We start from the raw sequence: 17,268 nt of genomic DNA, 5'->3' as shown, positions 1-17,268 counted from the left end.
ATCCGTGGACCTGTCCTTGTCGACTCGCAATGTGTCCGGCCCTGGTGGCGACCGTACGGTCGTCGAGGTCGGTGGCGAGATTGATGTGTATACCGCGCCCAAGCTGCGCGAGCAGTTGGTCGAGTTGGTGAATGACGGCAGCTACCACCTGGTTGTCGACATGGAAGGCGTCGACTTCCTCGACTCCACCGGCCTCGGCGTGCTCGTGGGCGGCCTGAAGCGTGTCCGGGCCCATGAGGGCTCGCTGCGCCTGGTCTGCAACCAGGAGCGCATTCTCAAGATCTTCCGGATCACTGGTCTGACCAAGGTGTTCCCGATTCACACCACGGTCGACGAGGCCGTTGCGGCCACCGACTGACGGCCGGTCCGCGGTCGTCCGCGGTCCGACCAGTGGTCGGTGTACCGGTAGCCCTGACCGGCGGCCGGTGCCGTGCAGGTGGCCTGAACGGCCGGTTGTCGCAGTCAGGCAGTCGGCCGGGCGATCGGTGCCGGCGGCCGGGAGACCGGGCAGTCGGTGCTCCGGTTGCCGGGCAGCCGGTCGGCGTCCGGTCGGTTGCCGGTCGGCCGACCGGTGGGTCGTCGGTTGCCTGCCGACCGGTCGTCCGGCGGGCAGTCGCTTGTCGGCCGGTCGTCGGTTGTTCGGTTGCCCGGGAGTGGTCCGTCCGCCGGTCGGCAGACGGACGTCAGCGGGCCGGCTCTCCGCGCGGCCGCCGACCAGGTCGGTCGCCGGGTTCGTCGGTTCCGGAAGAAATCCGGAAGCAGTCCGAATGAACGCGGAAACAAAACCGGAAGAAGACCCGAAGAAGAGCCGGGGTATCCGGGCAGTGTGCCCGGGCCGCCGGGATGCATACCCGTACGTCTGAGGGGGATCCCATGGCCACCGTTGAACTCCGCTTCAGTGCCCAGCCCGAACACGTCAGGACGGCCCGCCTCGTGGCAGCCGCCGTGGCGCGCCGGGCGGGGGTCGATGAAGCCGTGCTCGACGAGGTCAGACTCGCCGTCGGTGAAGCCTGCAGCCGCGCAGTCGGGCTGCACCGCAGTCACGGCATCGCCGCTCCCGTCTCGGTCGTCCTGATCGAGGAGGAGAAGTCCTTCTCGATCGAGGTCGGCGACGAGGTGCCCGGACCGGGCGCCGAGCCCGAGCCCGGCGGATCCGCCGAGGCCCCTGCGACACGCGGCGCCACGCCCGGCGTGGGGCTCGATGGGCCGGATTCCGACGGCGAGGACGAGATGGGCCTCGCGGTCATCAGCGGCCTCGTCGACGATGTGGAGGTCAGGTCGGGAGCCAACGGCGGAGTGATCCGCATGAGCTGGCCGAAGACGCCAGTGACGGTGCTTCCCTGAGGCTCCGCAGCCACCACGGGCGGTCCGCCGGTCCCGATCCCGTCGGATCCCTCCCCCGAACCATCCCCGACATATTTCTTGATCCGTCATTGAGGCCCTGCCGAGCAGGGCCTTTTTTCATTTCTGTGTGATCATTGATCTACGGAAAATGCGCCTGCCCCATTACTGCATTCGGGTCGATTCGTGGGCGCGATCATTTACCGAGCCGCCCGTGAAGGTCAATTACATTTACCGCGCACTGTTTTGATCGGCTTCCGCTCCTTACAATCCGTCCACGTCTTGAGCGCTGAGCGTCAAGGAGGACGTATGGCGGAGTTCTTCAACACCCCACTGGCAGGACTGGCGCAAGATTCCGCACTTTCCACCCCTTCCAGCCGGCCCGCGTCTCTCGCGGCCGCGGTGCTCACCGATGACAATCGCGTCATCGTGGCCGTCGTCGCGGTCGTTGCCGTTGCCGCACTGGTCGTCGCCCGACTGCTGGTGCGTCAGGTGCTGGCGGCCGGTGAGGGCACCGACCGCATGAAGGAGATTGCGGCAGCCGTCCAGGAAGGCGCGAACGCCTATCTGGCCCGGCAGCTGCGCACCGTCGGCATCTTTGCCGTCGTGGTCTTCTTCTTGCTTCTGCTGCTTCCGGCCGACAACTGGTCGCAGCGCGCGGGCCGTTCGTTGTTCTTCCTGGTGGGTGCGCTTTTCTCGGCGACCACTGGATACATCGGGATGCGGCTCGCCGTACGCAGCAACGTCCGCGTGGCCGCTGCCGCTCGGGAGGCGACTCCTGCGGAGGGCGAACCCGAAAAAGATCTCACCACCGTTTCACACAAGGCGATGAAGATCGCTTTTCGCACGGGTGGCGTGGTCGGCATGATCACCGTGGGCCTCGGCCTGCTCGGGGCTTCCTGTGTGGTCCTCGTCTATGCCGCCGACGCTCCGAAGGTGCTGGAGGGCTTCGGTCTCGGTGCCGCGCTGATCGCCATGTTCATGAGGGTCGGCGGCGGCATCTTCACCAAGGCCGCGGACGTCGGAGCCGACCTCGTCGGCAAGGTGGAGCAGGGCATCCCGGAGGACGACCCGCGCAACGCCGCCACCATCGCCGACAACGTGGGCGACAACGTCGGCGACTGCGCGGGCATGGCCGCCGACCTCTTCGAGTCGTACGCCGTGACGCTCGTCGCCGCGCTCATCCTCGGCAAGGCCGCCTTCGGCGACGCCGGACTGGCCTTTCCACTGATCGTTCCGGCGATCGGCGTGGTCACCGCGATGATCGGGATCTTCGCGGTCGCCCCGCGGCGCGCCGACCGCAGCGGAATGACCGCAATCAACCGCGGATTCTTCATCTCCGCGGTGATCTCGCTCGTCCTGGTCGGCGTGGGCGTCTTCGTCTATCTGCCGTCCTCGTACGCGGATCTGCACGGTGTCACCGACAGCGCCATCACCTCGCACGGCGGCGACCCGCGGGTCTTCGCCCTGGTCGCCGTCGCCATCGGCATCGTGCTGGCCGCTCTGATCCAGCAGTTGACCGGCTACTTCACCGAGACCGGCCGGCGCCCCGTCAGGGACATCGGCAAGTCATCGCTGACCGGCCCGGCCACCGTCGTACTCGCCGGTATCTCCATCGGTCTGGAGTCTGCCGTCTACACGGCCCTGCTGATCAGCCTGGGCGTCTACGGGGCGTTCCTGCTCGGCGGTACGTCGATCATGCTGGCGCTCTTCGCGGTGGCCCTGGCAGGGACCGGGCTGCTCACCACCGTCGGTGTCATCGTTGCCATGGACACCTTCGGCCCGGTCTCCGACAACGCGCAGGGCATTGCGGAGATGTCCGGCGACGTCACCGGCGCCGGCGCGCAGGTCCTCACCGACCTGGACGCCGTCGGCAACACCACCAAGGCCATCACCAAGGGCATCGCCATCGCCACGGCCGTACTGGCGGCCTCGGCGCTCTTCGGCTCGTACCGCGACGCGATCGCCACGGCCGTCGACGGCGTGGGGGCCAAGGCCGGGGAGATGACCCTCAGCCTGGACATCTCGCAGCCCAACAACCTGGTGGGCCTGATCCTCGGTGCCGCGGTCGTCTTCCTCTTCTCCGGGCTGGCGATCAACGCGGTGTCCCGATCCGCCGGATCCGTGGTCTACGAGGTGCGACGGCAGTTCAGCGAGCACCCCGGGATCATGGACTACAGCGAGAAGCCGGAGTACGGACGCGTCGTCGACATCTGCACCAAGGACGCCCTGCGCGAGCTCGCCACGCCCGGCCTGCTCGCGGTCCTGGCGCCGATCGCCGTCGGGTTCACACTCGGTGTCGGGGCGTTGGGTTCGTATCTCGCGGGTGCCATCGGCACCGGCACGCTGATGGCGGTCTTCCTCGCCAACTCCGGTGGTGCGTGGGACAACGCCAAGAAGCTCGTCGAGGACGGCCATTACGGCGGCAAGGGCAGTGAGGCCCATGCCGCGACCGTCATCGGTGACACGGTCGGCGACCCGTTCAAGGACACGGCAGGTCCGGCGATCAACCCTCTGCTCAAGGTGATGAACCTGGTCGCGCTGCTCATTGCCCCGGCAGTGGTGCAGTTCAGCTACGGGCAGGACGCGAGCGCCGGCGTGCGGGCGGCGGTCGCGGCGCTGGCCACCGTCGTCATCATCGGCGCCGTCTACGTCTCGAAACGGCGTGGGGTCGCCGTGGGGGACGAGGAGGGCCCCGGTGGCGGGGCCGGTGGCGGAGGCAGGCCCGCCGAGTCGCCCGGAGAGGCGGCGGTTTCGTGAAGCGGTGACGGGAAGAGGGCGGCGAGGGTGGCGATACGTAGCCGCCCTCGGCCCATGACCGGGCGGGCGACGCACTCTGGTGTGTCGTCCGCCCGCGGTCTCTTCGGCGGCCCGGCAGCGGGGCATCGGCCGGGGCGCCGGGCGGTGCCCCCGTCGGCGGTCCCGTCCGGGTGCTTGCTCGTGCAGGTGTTCACCCGCCCGGAGGGCTCTGGAGAGCCGCGTGGGTGAGTTGTATCTCCCTCATTTTCCTTGGTGCAAATGGCTACAAAAGATCTCTCATTGGGCGCCCGGCACCCGGATGGAGGGCGCCCGACGTGTAAGTTCCGGGGCCGAGAGCCTTGGAAGGGACCGATCCGGTGAACAAGAAGCTTGCGGCCGCGCTGTCCGGCGGTGCGGTACTGGTACTCACGCTGTCGGGCTGCAGCAGCGACGACAACAGCGACAAGGTGAACGACTGGGCCAAGGCGGTCTGTGACAAGGTCCAGCCCCAGCTCCAGAAGATCGCGAACGCCAACGCCGCCATCCAGCAGCAGACCGCGGACAACAGCAAGCCCGCCGACGTCCAGAGGACCGACTCGGCCGCCTTCCAGCAGATCTCGCAGGCGTACAAGGCTCTGGGTGCGGCTGTCGATTCGGCGGGCGCGCCGCCGGTCGACGGTGGCGAGACCACGCAGAAGGAGGCCGTGAAGGAGTTGAACGCCTCCTCCGCGGCGTACGCGAACTTGGAGAAGAAGGTCGACGCCCTCGACACGAAGGACCAGGCGAAGTTCGCCGACGGCCTCAAGGGCATCGCGGACGAGCTGAACAAGATCAGCAACGGTGGTGACAAGGCCCTGAGGAAGCTCCAGTCCGGCGAGGTAGCCGCCGCGATGGCGAAGCAGAAGGGCTGCCAGAAGCCGACGGCCTCGGTGGCGCCGAACACCGCCTCCCCGAAGCCGGGCGCCCCGTCGCCGTCCGCCTCGCCCAGCAAGAAGTCGTAACCGAACGGCCGCGGCAGCCGTAGCCGTAGCAGGTGCGGCAGTCGTAGCAGGTACGGCGGTTGTAGCGACTGCGGCCGTTGTGCGTACGGCCCGGCGGCCCCGGTGGGCGCCGGGCCGCTGCCGTTGTCAGTGGGAGCGGCCACAATGAGGGGGTGAGTACGACCAGCCTCCCCGTGCCCGACCGTTCGCCCCGGCTCCGTGCAGCCCTGCTCGCCGCCGCCTTCACCGCCGACGGGCTCCTCGACCTGCTCGGTGCCCCCGCCTATGCCGCGCTCGCCCGGAGCGAGACGGTCCCGGCCCTGCGGGCCACCCGGGGCGACTCCCCGCTCGACACGCTGGTGCGGCTCTTCCTGCTCCAGCACCCGGTCCCGTACGAGCGGGCCCGCGCCGCGCTCCCCCTGGCCGAGTGCGTCGAGGACGGCTGGGTGACCCACACCGCCGGCGAAGTGCGGGCCACGGTCGACGTGCGGCCGTACGGCGGTCCCGAAGGGCAGGACTGGTACATCGTCTCCGACCTGGGGTGCGCGGTCGGCGGCGCGGGCGGCATCGGCTCGAGGGAGGAGGGCGTGGTCCTCGGCGTCGGCGGGGCGTCCACCACGCTCGCGGGCATCACCGTCCGTACACCTGTCGCCTCCGCGCTCGATGTCGGTACGGGCTCCGGCATCCAGGCGCTGCACGCCTCGCAGCACGCCACCCGGGTCACCGCCACCGACCTCAACCCGCGAGCGCTGGACTTCACCCGGCTGACGCTCGCCCTCTCCGGCGTCGCCGCGGCCGATCTGCGTCAGGGCTCCCTGTACGAGCCCGTCGGCACCGAGACGTACGACCTGATCGTCTCCAACCCGCCGTTCGTCATCTCGCCCGGTGCCCGCCTCACCTACCGCGACGGCGGCATGGGCGGCGACGACCTGTGCCGGACCCTGGTGCAGCAGGCGGGCGACCGGTTGAACGAAGGCGGGTATGCCCACTTTCTCGCCAACTGGCAGCACATCGAGGGCGAGGAGTGGCAGACCCGGCTGAGTTCCTGGGTGCCGCACGGCTGTGATGCCTGGATCGTGCAGCGCGAGGTTCAGGACGTCACGCAGTACGCGGAGCTGTGGCTGCGCGACAGCGGCGACCACCGCACGGACCCCACCGAGTACGCCGCGCGGTACGACGCCTGGCTGGACGAGTTCGAGGCACGCAAGACCAAGGGCGTGGGCTTCGGCTGGATCACCCTGCGGAAGTCCGCCGCTGCTGCCGCCGGGAATCCGTCCGTCGTGATCGAGGAGTGGCCGCACGCGGTGGAGCAGCCGCTCGGACCCGCTGTCCAGGCCCACTTCGTCCGTCAGGACTACCTCCGCGAACAGGATGACGCGGCGCTCCTGGCCGGGCATTTCACCCTCGCCGCCGAGGTCGTGCAGGAACAGGTCGGGCTCCCTGGTGCGGAGGACCCCGAGCATGTGGTGCTCCGTCAGAACCGTGGCATGCGGCGTGCGACGAAGGTCGACGCCGTCGGCGCCGGCTTCGCGGGCGTGTGCGACGGGACGCTGCCCGCGGGCCGGATCCTGGACGCGATCGCCCAGTTGATGAACGAGGACCCGGTGCTTCTGCGCGACCGCACTCCGCAGGCGATCCGGCTACTGGTGGAGGAGGGCTTCCTGGAGCCGGTGCCGTCGACGAGTTGATCGCATCGTTCGAGTTGATCGAGCCGATCACGTTGCCGTGAGCCGGGCCGGGCGGCCGTCTCCCTCGCTGCCGCAGCCTTGGGCGGGCTCCTACACCGGGCTCCGTCACCGGGCTCCGTTCCGGTTCGGGCGCGTACCGCCGTACGCAAGGAACCGGCTCGTCATCAGCGCCTTCGCGTTCACCGTCTCCGGTCCGTCGCGGAGGCCGCGGATTCCGGTTGGCTCACCGGGCGGTGTCGCCCCCCGGCCCAGGGCCCCGAACTTGCGCGGTGCGTGATTCCCGCCATTCACCCGGGGTTCGCGTCCACGACGTCCTGGGGTGGCAGCCTCCCCCGAACCGGACCGGACCGGACCGGCATGGGCCCCGGCCGGGCAGGAATGGGAGGCGTACGGACATGGAGAGCGGACCTGCGGTCTTCGCCGGAACGGCGTTCGCGCTGTTCGGCGCCGCACTGCTGCTGTGGACGGGGGCGCGCGTGCTGCACCGTGCGCCGGTGGCGCACGGAGTGAGCCCCATCGCTTCCGCCGCTCTCGCCACTGTGTTCGGCGTACTTTTTCTCGTCCTCGGTGTGTGGTGTTTCACCCGCATCTGATCCACGTCCCACCGGATCCGGCCCCCAGGGTCTCGACAGCCATGGCGGGGAGGCGGAGAACGCGCCCGGGGCGCCCGGGTGCCCGACGCCGGAAGTCCCGCTCCGCGGTACCGCCGCAGCACTCGGAAACCCGCAGGCGGCGACCGTGCCCACAGGGGAGCGAGCGGTCCGGGCGGCAGGAATGGCGGAAGTCGGGTTACCGTTCGAGTGGCCGTTGCGGGCTTTTGCCGTTTGACACGGGGGCGGGTTGTACCGTCACACTCCGCAGCGACAGCACCGTCGGCAGCGTCATCGCGCTGCCCGGATGCCCACTGAGTGTCGACCGGAGAGAAGAGCGAAGTTGTCCCCGACCAGCGAGACCGCACAGGGCGGCCGCCGACTCGTCATCGTCGAGTCGCCTGCCAAGGCGAAGACGATCAAGGGCTATCTCGGCCCCGGATACGTCGTCGAGGCAAGCGTCGGGCACATCCGCGACCTGCCGAACGGCGCCGCAGAGGTCCCCGATGAGTACACCGGCGAGGTCCGTCGGCTCGGCGTCGACGTCGAGCATGACTTCCAGCCCATCTATGTCGTCAACGCGGACAAGAAGGCACAGGTCAGGAAGCTCAAGCAGCTGCTGGCCGAGTCCGATGAACTCTTCCTCGCCACCGATGAGGACCGCGAGGGCGAAGCCATCGCGTGGCACCTGCAGGAAGTTCTGAAGCCCAAGGTCCCGGTCCACCGGATGGTCTTCCACGAGATCACCAAGGACGCGATCCGGGCCGCCGTCGCCAACCCGCGCGAGCTCAACCAGCGCATGGTCGACGCCCAGGAGACCCGCCGCATCCTTGACCGCCTCTACGGCTACGAGGTCTCGCCGGTCCTGTGGAAGAAGGTCATGCCGCGCCTGTCGGCCGGCCGGGTCCAGTCCGTGGCGACCCGTCTCGTCGTCGAGCGGGAGCGCGAGCGCATCGCCTTCCGTTCCGCCGAGTACTGGGACCTGACCGGCGCCTTCGCCACCGGCCGCACCGGTGACGCCTCCGATCCGTCGACCCTCGCCGCCCGCCTCAGCGCGGTCGACGGCCGCCGGGTGGCCCAGGGCCGTGACTTCGGTCCGGACGGCCGGCTGAAGCCCGGCTCCGGCCAGACGCTGCACCTGGACGAGACGAACGCCCGAGCCCTGGCCGCCGCGCTCGCCGATGCCACGTTCGCCGTACGGTCCGTCGAGTCGAAGCCGTACCGCCGCTCCCCGTACGCCCCGTTCCGGACGACGACCCTCCAGCAGGAGGCGAGCCGGAAGCTGGGCTTCGGGGCCAAGGCCACCATGCAGGTCGCGCAGAAGCTGTACGAGAACGGCTTCATCACCTATATGCGTACCGACTCCACGACCCTCTCGGACACCGCGGTCTCCGCGGCCCGGGCGCAGGTCACGCAGCTGTACGGCGCCGACTACCTGCCGGACAAGCCGCGCACGTACGCCGGGAAGGTCAAGAACGCGCAGGAGGCGCACGAGGCGATCCGCCCCTCCGGCGACCGCTTCCGCACCCCTGCCGAGACCGGCCTCACCGGCGACCAGTTCCGGCTCTACGAGCTGATCTGGAAGCGGACCGTCGCCTCCCAGATGAAGGACGCGGTCGGTAACTCCGTCACCGTCAAGATCAGTGGCCGGGCGAGCGACGGCCGGGACGCCGAGTTCTCCGCGTCCGGCAAGACGATCACCTTCCACGGCTTCATGAAGGCGTACGTCGAAGGCGCCGACGACCCGAACGCCGAGCTCGACGACCGCGAGCGGCGTCTCCCGCAGGTCGCCGAGGGCGACGCGCTGTCCGCCGAGGAGATCTCGGTGGACGGTCACGCCACCAAGCCGCCGGCCCGCTACACCGAGGCCTCGCTGGTCAAGGAGCTCGAAGAGCGCGAGATCGGCCGCCCGTCGACGTACGCCTCGATCATCGGCACGATCCTGGACCGCGGCTACGTCTTCAAGAAGGGCACGGCCCTGGTGCCGTCGTTCCTCTCCTTCGCCGTGGTCAACCTGCTGGAGAAGCACTTCGGCCGGCTCGTCGACTACGACTTCACCGCGAAGATGGAGGACGATCTCGACCGCATCGCGCGGGGCGAGGCCCAGGCCGTGCCGTGGCTGAAGCGCTTCTACTTCGGCGCGGGCGACGACGACACGGCCGGAGCGGGCGCGGCCTCCGACGCGGGCAATGGCGACGGCGACCACCTCGGCGGCCTGAAGGAGCTCGTCACCGACCTCGGCGCGATCGACGCGCGGGAGATCTCCTCGTTCCCCGTCGGCAATGACATCAAGCTCCGAGTCGGCCGGTACGGCCCGTACATCGAGCGCGGTGAGAAGGACTCCGAGGGCCACCAGCGCGCGGACGTGCCGGAGGAACTGGCGCCCGACGAGCTGTCCGTCGAGTACGCGGAGGAGCTGCTGGCCAAGCCGAGTGGCGACTTCGAGCTCGGTGCGGACCCGATCACCGGGCACCAGATCATCGCCAAGGACGGGCGTTACGGCCCGTACGTCACCGAGGTGCTGCCCGAGGGCACCCCGAAGACCGGCAAGAACGCGGTGAAGCCGCGGACGGCCTCGCTCTTCAAGTCGATGTCGCCGGACACGGTGACGCTGGCCGACGCGCTCAGGCTGATGTCGCTGCCGCGGGTCGTCGGCGAGGACGCCGAGGGCGTCGAGATCACCGCGCAGAACGGCCGCTACGGTCCGTACCTGAAGAAGGGCACGGACTCGCGGTCGCTGACCTCCGAGGATCAGCTCTTCGACATCACCCTTGAAGAAGCCCTCGCGATCTACGCCCAGCCCAAGCAGCGTGGCCGCGCCGCCGCGAAGCCGCCGCTGAAGGAACTGGGCACGGACCCGGTGAGCGGGGCTCCGGTCGTGGTCAAGGACGGGCGGTTCGGTGCGTACGTAACCGACGGCGAGACCAACGCGACGCTGCGGACCGGCGACAGCGTCGAGACCATCACGCCGGAGCGCGGCTACGAACTGCTCGCCGAGAAGCGCGCCAAGGGGCCCGCCAAGAAGGCGGCGAAGAAGGCCCCGGCCAAGAAGGCCCCGGCCAAGAAGGCGACCGCGAAGACGACAGCGGCCAAGAAGACGACCGCGGCCAAGAAGACCGCCGCGAAGACGACCGCGGCCAAGAAGACCGCCGCGAAGACGACCGCGGCCAAGAAGACCGCCGCGAAGACGACCACCGCGAAGAAGACGGCCGCCAAGAAGGCGACGGCGGCGAAGAAGACGGCTGCGACGTCGTCCGTGGAGGACTGAGCGGTACGCGTCGAGTACGCCGGAGGGGGCCGGGTGTTCCGGCCCCCTCCGGCGTTTGCGCGGGTTCCGGCGGGGGTGGGCGCGCCGGGTCGGACGGGTGCGGCGGGTGGGTGGCGCCTGCGGCGGGTCTGTTTTCCCACCCTGTAACCGGGGCTCTGCCCCGGATCCCGATCCTCAAGCGCCGGAGGGGCTGGAAATGCCGGGGGCGCCGGGCGGGGCCGGAAGCACCGGAACCGGCCGGGCGCCCATATGTTCGGGCTGGGCCTCCGGGGACCCCTCCGCTCCGGATAGGCTGGGCGGATGACGCGAGCCGAGCAGCCAACGGTCGTGAGCCCCACCTCCGACACACTTGCCGCAGACTCACGCGAGCGCGCCGTACGAGCCCTGTTGCGTGTTCCCCCGCTGAAGCGGTTGTGGAGCGCCCAGCTCGTCGGAAGTATCGGCGATGCACTCGCCCTTCTCGTGCTGGTGCTGATGTCGCTGCAAGCGGCGGTCCTTGAGGGCTCATTCGGAGCTGGATACCGAGGGGCGGCGTTTGCCGTCGCCGCGGTGTTCGGTGCCCGGATCCTTGCCACCCTGCTCTTCGGAGCCGTACTTCTGGGGCCGCTGACGACGCTCACCGCGCCCGGAGGACCGCTGGACCGGCGGTGGCTGATGATCGGGACTGACGGGCTGCGGCTCGCGCTGCTGGTCGTCGCACCGCTGTGGATCGACTGGATGCCCGACAAGGCACTCATGATGATCCTCATCACCGTCTTCGTCGTCGGCGCCGCCGAACGCCTGTGGACCGTCGCCAAGGACGGCGCAGCCCCCGCGCTGCTGCCTGCCCCGCCCCCCGAGGGCGCTGCGGTACGCCCGCTGCCCGACCATCTCGACGCACTGCGCCGGCTCTCCGTCCGTACCGACTTCGCCGCCATTCCGGCCGCCGCGGCCGTCCTGCTGATCGCCACGCTCGTCGGCGCTCTGCTGGGCTCGGGCCTGGAGTGGTTCTCGCTCCACCAGGCGGCCCTCGGTTCGTACATCGCGGCCGGGCTCTTCTCGGCCTCGATCTCCACCCTGTACTTCCTGGAACTGCCCGGTACGCAGACGCCCCGCCCGCGCTCGCCGCTGGAGGGCCTGCGCCGGCCGTCGGCTGGCAGCGGACCCGACAAGGGCCGTACCGGAGCCGTGCCGCTGCTCGTCGGCGCCTCGGCCATCGTCGCCGGAGCCATCGCCGCCGCTGCCGCCGTCGCCGTACTGCACGCCGCCGAACTGGGTGGCGGGCCCGCCACCTTCGCCCTGCTGATCCTCGCTCTGACCGGCGCCACGGGTGTCGGCATCCGTACCGCGGGGAAGGTGCTGCCCGCGCTGTCGCGGCGCCGGCTGCTCGCGCTGGCCATCGCCGTCACGGGCATCGGGCTCCTCGCCCTGGGCCTCGTGCCGGACACGGCGACCGTGCTCATGATCGCGGTGCTCGCCGGATACGCGGCAGGGGTCGCCGCCGGCACCGGTCATGTCCTGGTGGACCAGGAGACCGAGGAGTTCCGCCGGGCCAGGACCACGGAACACCTCCAGGCCGTCGTACGGGTGCTCATCGCGCTCGGCGCGCTCGCGGGTCCGCTGCTGGCCGCCGCGATCGGCACCCACCGGCTGACCTCGGGTGACTTCGTCTTCGACCACGGCGGAGCGGCCTTCGCCCTGATGCTGATCGGCGCGCTGCTGCTGCCCGTCGCCGTGATCGTCCTCGCGAAGACGGACGACCGCTCCGGCGTGCCGCTGCGCCGCGATCTGCGCGAGGCGCTGCGCGGCGGCGACCCGGCCGTCGCGCCCGCCGCGACCGGTTTCTTCCTCGCCCTGGAGGGCGGCGACGGCGCCGGCAAGTCCACCCAGGTCGAGGCGCTCGCCGAGTGGATCCGCGCCAAGGGCCACGAGGTCGTCGTCACCCGTGAGCCGGGCGCCACCCCGGTCGGCAAGCGGCTGCGTTCGATCCTGCTCGACGTGTCGTCGGCCGGGCTCTCCAACCGGGCCGAGGCACTGCTGTACGCGGCGGACCGCGCCGAGCACGTCGACTCGCTCGTCCGTCCGGCGCTGGAACGCGGCGCGGTCGTCATCTCCGACCGCTACATCGACTCGTCCGTCGCCTACCAGGGCGCGGGCCGCGATCTCTCCCCGACCGAGATCGCCCGGATCTCGCGGTGGGCGACGAGCGGACTCGTACCGCATCTGACGGTGCTGCTGGACGTCGCCCCGGAGACCGCGCGGGAACGGTTCACCGAGGCGCCCGACCGGCTGGAGTCCGAGCCGCCCGAGTTCCACACCCGGGTGCGGTCCGGCTTCCTGGCGCTGGCCGCGGCCGACCCGACCCGCTACCTGGTGGTCGACGCGGGCCAGGATCCGGAAGCGATCACCACGGTCGTACGCCACCGGCTCGACCAGCTCCTTCCGCTCTCCGAGGCCGAGATCAAGGCCCAGGAGGAGGCGCGCAAGGCCGCCGAGGAGGAGGCCAGGCGCAAGGCCGAGGAAGAGGCGGCCCGCAAGGCCGAGGAGGAGCGGCTGGAGCGCGAGCGGCAGGCACAGCTCGCCAAGCTCCGTGCCGAGGAGGAGGAACGCAAGCGCCGCGAGGTGGAGGAAGCACGCCGGCGCGAGGCCGAGCGGCAGGCGGAGGAGGCCCGGCAGCGCGCCGAGGAAGCCCGCCGTCTGGCCGAGGAGGAGCGGGTCAGGCGGGAGGCCGAGGAAGCGGCTCACGAGGCCGAGCAGGCCCGGCTGCGCCGGCAGGCCGAGGAGGAGGCCCGGCTGCGCAAGGAGGCCGAGGCGCGGCGGCTGGAGAAGCAGCGCAAGGCCGAGGAGGCGCTGTTGCGGGCCGAGGAGGCGCGTCGGCGGGCCGAGGCGGCTGCCGCGGCGGAGTCGGCCCGGGCGGAGGAAGCCGCGTCGGCGTCCGTGCCGGACAACGAGATCACGGTGCCGACTCCGATCGTCAACCCGAACGAGGTGACGCAGCCGGTGCCGTCGCCGGTCGCCCCGTCCTCGCCCGGCTCCACGCCGCCCGACGAGGCCGAGACGGCGATGATTCCGAAGATCCACGACCGTTCGGGCCGTGCCGAGCGCCCTGGTGCGGACGAGACGGCGGTTCTTCCTCCGGTACGGGACGTGCACGACGCCCGGGAGACGAATCCGGCGGACCGGGTTCCGCGGGGCATCTTCCGTGATGAGCGCCCGGCGGAACCCGCTCAGGAGAACGAGAACGAGCGCACCCGCGAACTTCCGCAGATCGGCGACCCGCACGCGGCGGTTTTGCGGCCGGTCCGGGACCAGCGGGAGCGTCCGGAACGCCAGGAACAGGAGGAGCGCCGGGGCCGGCGGCCTCGCCCCGACTGGGCCGAGGAGACTCCGCTGGACGATCTGCCGACGCTGGCGGACGAGCTGCTGGGCGACCACCGTGACGACGAGGGCTCGGGCTCCTCGGGCCGGGGGCGCCGCCCGCGCCGCTGATCCGGGGCGGCTGCCGGGCGGGCCCGCCCGGCAGCCGTGCCGAACTCCCGCCGTCCCGCCGTGTTGCCGGGATTGTCAGACCCGTCCCTCACAATGGGAAGCCGGATCGACGAGCAGCGACATCACAGCCACGCGACCGCATCGCACGACAGCCGCGCGGCGCACACCACCTGAAGGGCGGTGACCCATGACCGTATGGGACGACCTGGTCGGCCAGGACCGGGTGCAGAAGCAGCTCGGTGCCGCCGCCCGGGACGCCGATGCGCTGGTCACCGCCAACTCCACGGGGGAGCCGGCGCCTTCGGGGTCGAAGATGACCCATGCCTGGCTGTTCACCGGCCCGCCGGGCTCCGGCCGTTCCACCGCGGCCCGCGCCTTTGCTGCCGCCCTCCAGTGCACCAGCCCCGACCGGGCCCTGGGCGGCGCACCGGGCTGCGGTTTCTGCGACGGCTGCCACACCAGCCTCATCGGTACCCACGCCGACGTCGAGGTGGTCCGTACCGATCTGCTCTCCATCGGTGTGAAGGAGACCCGAGAGCTGGTCCGCCGTGCCCAGCTCTCCCCGGCCGTCGGCCGCTGGCAGGTCATCGTCCTGGAGGACGCCGACCGGCTCACCGAAGGCGCGGGGAACGTCCTGCTGAAGGCGGTCGAGGAGCCCGCGCCGCGCACGGTGTGGCTGCTCTGCGCGCCCTCGCTCGAAGACGTGCTGCCCACCATCCGTTCCCGCTGCCGTCACCTCACCCTGCGCACGCCGTCGGTGGACGCGGTGGCCGACGTCCTGATGCGGCGCGACGGCATCGATCCGGAGCGGGCCGTGTCCGTTGCCCGTGCCACCCAGGGCCACATCGGCAGGGCCCGCCGCCTCGCCACCGACGAGGCAGCCCGTTCCCGTCGTGCCGCCGTGCTCAAGCTGCCGCTCCGGGTCGAGGACATCGGCGGCTGTCTCAAGGCCGCTCAGGAGCTGATCGACACCGCCAACGACGATGCCAAGCAGGTCTCGGAGGAGGTCGATGCCAAGGAGACGGAGGAGATGAAGGCGGCGCTCGGTGCCGCCGCGGGTGGGCGGATGCCGCGCGGCACGGCCGGGGTGATGAAGGAGCTGGAGGACAGACAGAAGCGCCGCAAGACCCGTACCCAGCGCGACAGCCTCGACCTCGCGCTCACCGACCTGACCGGCTTCTACCGCGACGTACTGGCGATCCAGCTGGGCTCGCGCATCGCCATCGCCAACGGGGACGCGCAGGACGCCCTCGACCGCATCGCCCGCTCCTCCACACCCGAGCGCACCCTGCGCCGGATAGAAGCGGTGAGCGCCTGCCGCCGGGCGCTGGACCGCAACGTGGCCCCGCTGCTCGCGGTGGAGGCGATGACGATGGCGCTGCGCGCGGGCTGAGGCCGGGCACCGCCGCCGTTCGTCCTCACTCGTCAACGCGCGTCTCCATGTATCGTCATGCATCCCTATATGTAATTTTGTGTCACTTCCTGTCATATTTTTCACCCGTATGAGCGGGAAATCGGGTGAGTCGTCGCGCGGCGACTACGCTCCGGGGATGGACACCAGGCGCCCGCTCCGCATCCTCGCCACCGCGCTCGGCGCTGCCGGCCTCCTCATCTCCGGCTGTAGCGGCGGCAGTTCCACGAGCGCCTCGCCGTCCGTCCCGTCCGCCGCATCCGTCCCCACCGCGCTCAAGCCTTTCTACGCGCAGCAGTTGGACTGGCGGGACTGCGGCGTCGAAGGGTTCCAGTGCGCGACGATGAAGGCGCCCTTGGACTACGCGCAGCCGGACGGCGGTGACATCAAGCTGGCCGTCTCCCGTGCCAAGGCCACCGGACCCGGCAAGCGGGTCGGCTCCCTCCTGGTGAATCCGGGCGGCCCCGGTGGTTCGGCCATCGGCTATCTCCAGAGTTACGCGGCCGTCGGCTACCCCGCCCAGGTTCGGGCCCGCTACGACATGGTCGCCATCGACCCGCGCGGCGTGGGCCGCAGTGAGCCCGTCGAGTGCCTCACCGGTCCGCAGATGGACGCCTACACCCAGGTCGACCAGACACCCGACGACGTCGGCGAGGTCGCCAGACTGAGCGGCGCCTACAAGGAGTTCGCCGGCGGCTGCGAGCGCCACTCCGGCGAGATCCTGCCGCATGTCTCCACCGTCGAGACGGCACGGGACATGGACATGCTGCGCGCCCTGCTCGGTGACGAGAAACTGCACTACGTCGGCGCTTCGTACGGCACGTACCTCGGTGCGACGTACGCCGAGCTCTTTCCCGCCCGGGTCGGCCGCCTGGTCCTGGACGGGGCGATGGACCCGTCGCTCCCCGCCGTCGAAGTGAACCGTGACCAGACCACGGGCTTCGAGACCGCGTTCCAGTCCTTTGCCGCCGACTGCCTCAAAAAGGCGGACTGTCCGCTCGGCACCACCTCCACCGCCGACGCGGCCACCCGCCTGAAGCAGCTCTTCGCTCAACTCGACGCCCGGCCGATCCCCACCGGCGACTCCCGCCGGCTCACGGAATCCCTCGCCACGACGGGAGTCATCGCCGCGATGTACGACGAGACGGCCTGGCCCCAGCTCCGCGAGGCCCTCACCGGCGCGGAGAAGGGTGACGGCTCCGGCCTGCTCTCCCTGTCGGACAGCTACTACGAACGCGAACCGAACGGCACGTACGCGAACCTGATGTCCGCCAATGCCGCCGTGAACTGCCTGGACCTGCCGCCCGCCTTCGCCGACGCCGATGCCGCCGCCCGGGCGCTTCCGCGCTTCGAGAAGGCGTCCCCGGTCTTCGGCAGGACCTTCACCTGGGCCGCCCTGAACTGTGCCCACTGGCCGGTCCGGCCCACCGGCACCCCCCACCGCATCGAGGCGAAGGGCGCGGATCCGATCGTCGTGGTCGGCACCACCCGCGACCCGGCCACCCCGTACAAGTGGGCCGAGTCCCTGGCCGGCCAGCTCTCCTCCGGTACCCTCCTCACCTACCGAGGCGACGGCCACACGGCCTACGGTCGCGGCAGCGACTGCATCGACACGGCGATCAACACCTACCTCCTGGACGGCACCCCGCCGAGCGAGGGCAAGCAGTGCTCCTGATCCCGCCCGACCCACTGCGGATCTGCCGCCGACTTGCCACTGGACTGCCACTGACCTGCGAAAACGGTCCGAAACCGGGCTGGTGCGGAGCACCCCCGGAAACTGTGT

At 70.6% G+C, this 17,268-nt stretch carries 10 protein-coding genes; all 10 read left to right on the top strand.

Annotated features, from left to right (window positions below):
* Positions 1–4 precede the first annotated feature (4 nt).
* Positions 5–358: an STAS domain-containing protein gene (locus OG936_RS15490; RefSeq protein ID WP_003967428.1), complete on the top strand. Its 354-nt coding sequence runs from the start codon at positions 5–7 to the stop codon at positions 356–358.
* Positions 359–873: 515 nt separating this feature from the next.
* On the top strand, positions 874–1,344 hold the full coding sequence (locus tag OG936_RS15485) for an ATP-binding protein (RefSeq protein ID WP_406495354.1): 471 nt from the start codon (positions 874–876) through the stop codon (positions 1,342–1,344).
* Between the two features lie 306 nt (positions 1,345–1,650).
* Positions 1,651–4,101 (top strand): sodium-translocating pyrophosphatase, encoded by a 2,451-nt coding sequence (locus tag OG936_RS15480; RefSeq protein ID WP_406495353.1) that lies wholly within the window; start codon positions 1,651–1,653, stop codon positions 4,099–4,101.
* 356 nt (positions 4,102–4,457) lie between these two features.
* Positions 4,458–5,081, top strand: coding sequence for a small secreted protein (locus OG936_RS15475; protein WP_406495351.1), 624 nt, complete (start codon positions 4,458–4,460; stop codon positions 5,079–5,081).
* A 152-nt stretch (positions 5,082–5,233) separates the two neighbouring features.
* On the top strand, positions 5,234–6,748 hold the full coding sequence (locus OG936_RS15470; protein ID WP_406495349.1) for a methyltransferase: 1,515 nt from the start codon (positions 5,234–5,236) through the stop codon (positions 6,746–6,748).
* A gap of 395 nt (positions 6,749–7,143) precedes the next feature.
* Positions 7,144–7,341: a hypothetical protein gene (locus OG936_RS15465; protein ID WP_266747018.1), complete on the top strand. Its 198-nt coding sequence runs from the start codon at positions 7,144–7,146 to the stop codon at positions 7,339–7,341.
* Positions 7,342–7,681: 340 nt separating this feature from the next.
* Entirely contained in the window at positions 7,682–10,606 is a 2,925-nt protein-coding gene (topA, locus tag OG936_RS15460) for a type I DNA topoisomerase (protein WP_406495347.1), read from the top strand.
* A gap of 300 nt (positions 10,607–10,906) precedes the next feature.
* The gene (tmk, locus tag OG936_RS15455; protein ID WP_406495345.1) at positions 10,907–14,074 is read left to right on the top strand and encodes a dTMP kinase; all 3,168 of its coding nucleotides are present in this window, start codon (positions 10,907–10,909) and stop codon (positions 14,072–14,074) included.
* A 187-nt stretch (positions 14,075–14,261) separates the two neighbouring features.
* Positions 14,262–15,467, top strand: coding sequence for a DNA polymerase III subunit delta' (locus tag OG936_RS15450; protein WP_406495343.1), 1,206 nt, complete (start codon positions 14,262–14,264; stop codon positions 15,465–15,467).
* A 157-nt stretch (positions 15,468–15,624) separates the two neighbouring features.
* Complete coding sequence (locus OG936_RS15445) at positions 15,625–17,160, top strand: alpha/beta hydrolase (protein WP_406495341.1); 1,536 nt, start codon at positions 15,625–15,627, stop codon at positions 17,158–17,160.
* Positions 17,161–17,268 lie beyond the last annotated feature (108 nt).

The sequence above is a fragment of the Streptomyces sp. NBC_00846 genome, from assembly GCF_045207325.1.
In the GTDB taxonomy this organism is placed as follows: Bacteria; Actinomycetota; Actinomycetes; order Streptomycetales; family Streptomycetaceae; genus Streptomyces.
This window is presented reverse-complemented; position numbering and strand designations above follow the sequence as displayed.

Excerpts from the sequence above, each read along its gene's own strand:
- tmk (WP_406495345.1), top strand. The coding sequence starts at position 10,907 with ATGACGCGAGCCGAGCAGCCAACGGTCGTGAGCCCCACCTCCGACACA.
- OG936_RS15480 (WP_406495353.1), top strand. The coding sequence starts at position 1,651 with ATGGCGGAGTTCTTCAACACCCCACTGGCAGGACTGGCGCAAGATTCC.
- OG936_RS15485 (WP_406495354.1), top strand. The coding sequence starts at position 874 with ATGGCCACCGTTGAACTCCGCTTCAGTGCCCAGCCCGAACACGTCAGG.
- OG936_RS15450 (WP_406495343.1), top strand. The coding sequence starts at position 14,262 with ATGACCGTATGGGACGACCTGGTCGGCCAGGACCGGGTGCAGAAGCAG.
- OG936_RS15445 (WP_406495341.1), top strand. The coding sequence starts at position 15,625 with ATGGACACCAGGCGCCCGCTCCGCATCCTCGCCACCGCGCTCGGCGCT.
- OG936_RS15465 (WP_266747018.1), top strand. The coding sequence starts at position 7,144 with ATGGAGAGCGGACCTGCGGTCTTCGCCGGAACGGCGTTCGCGCTGTTC.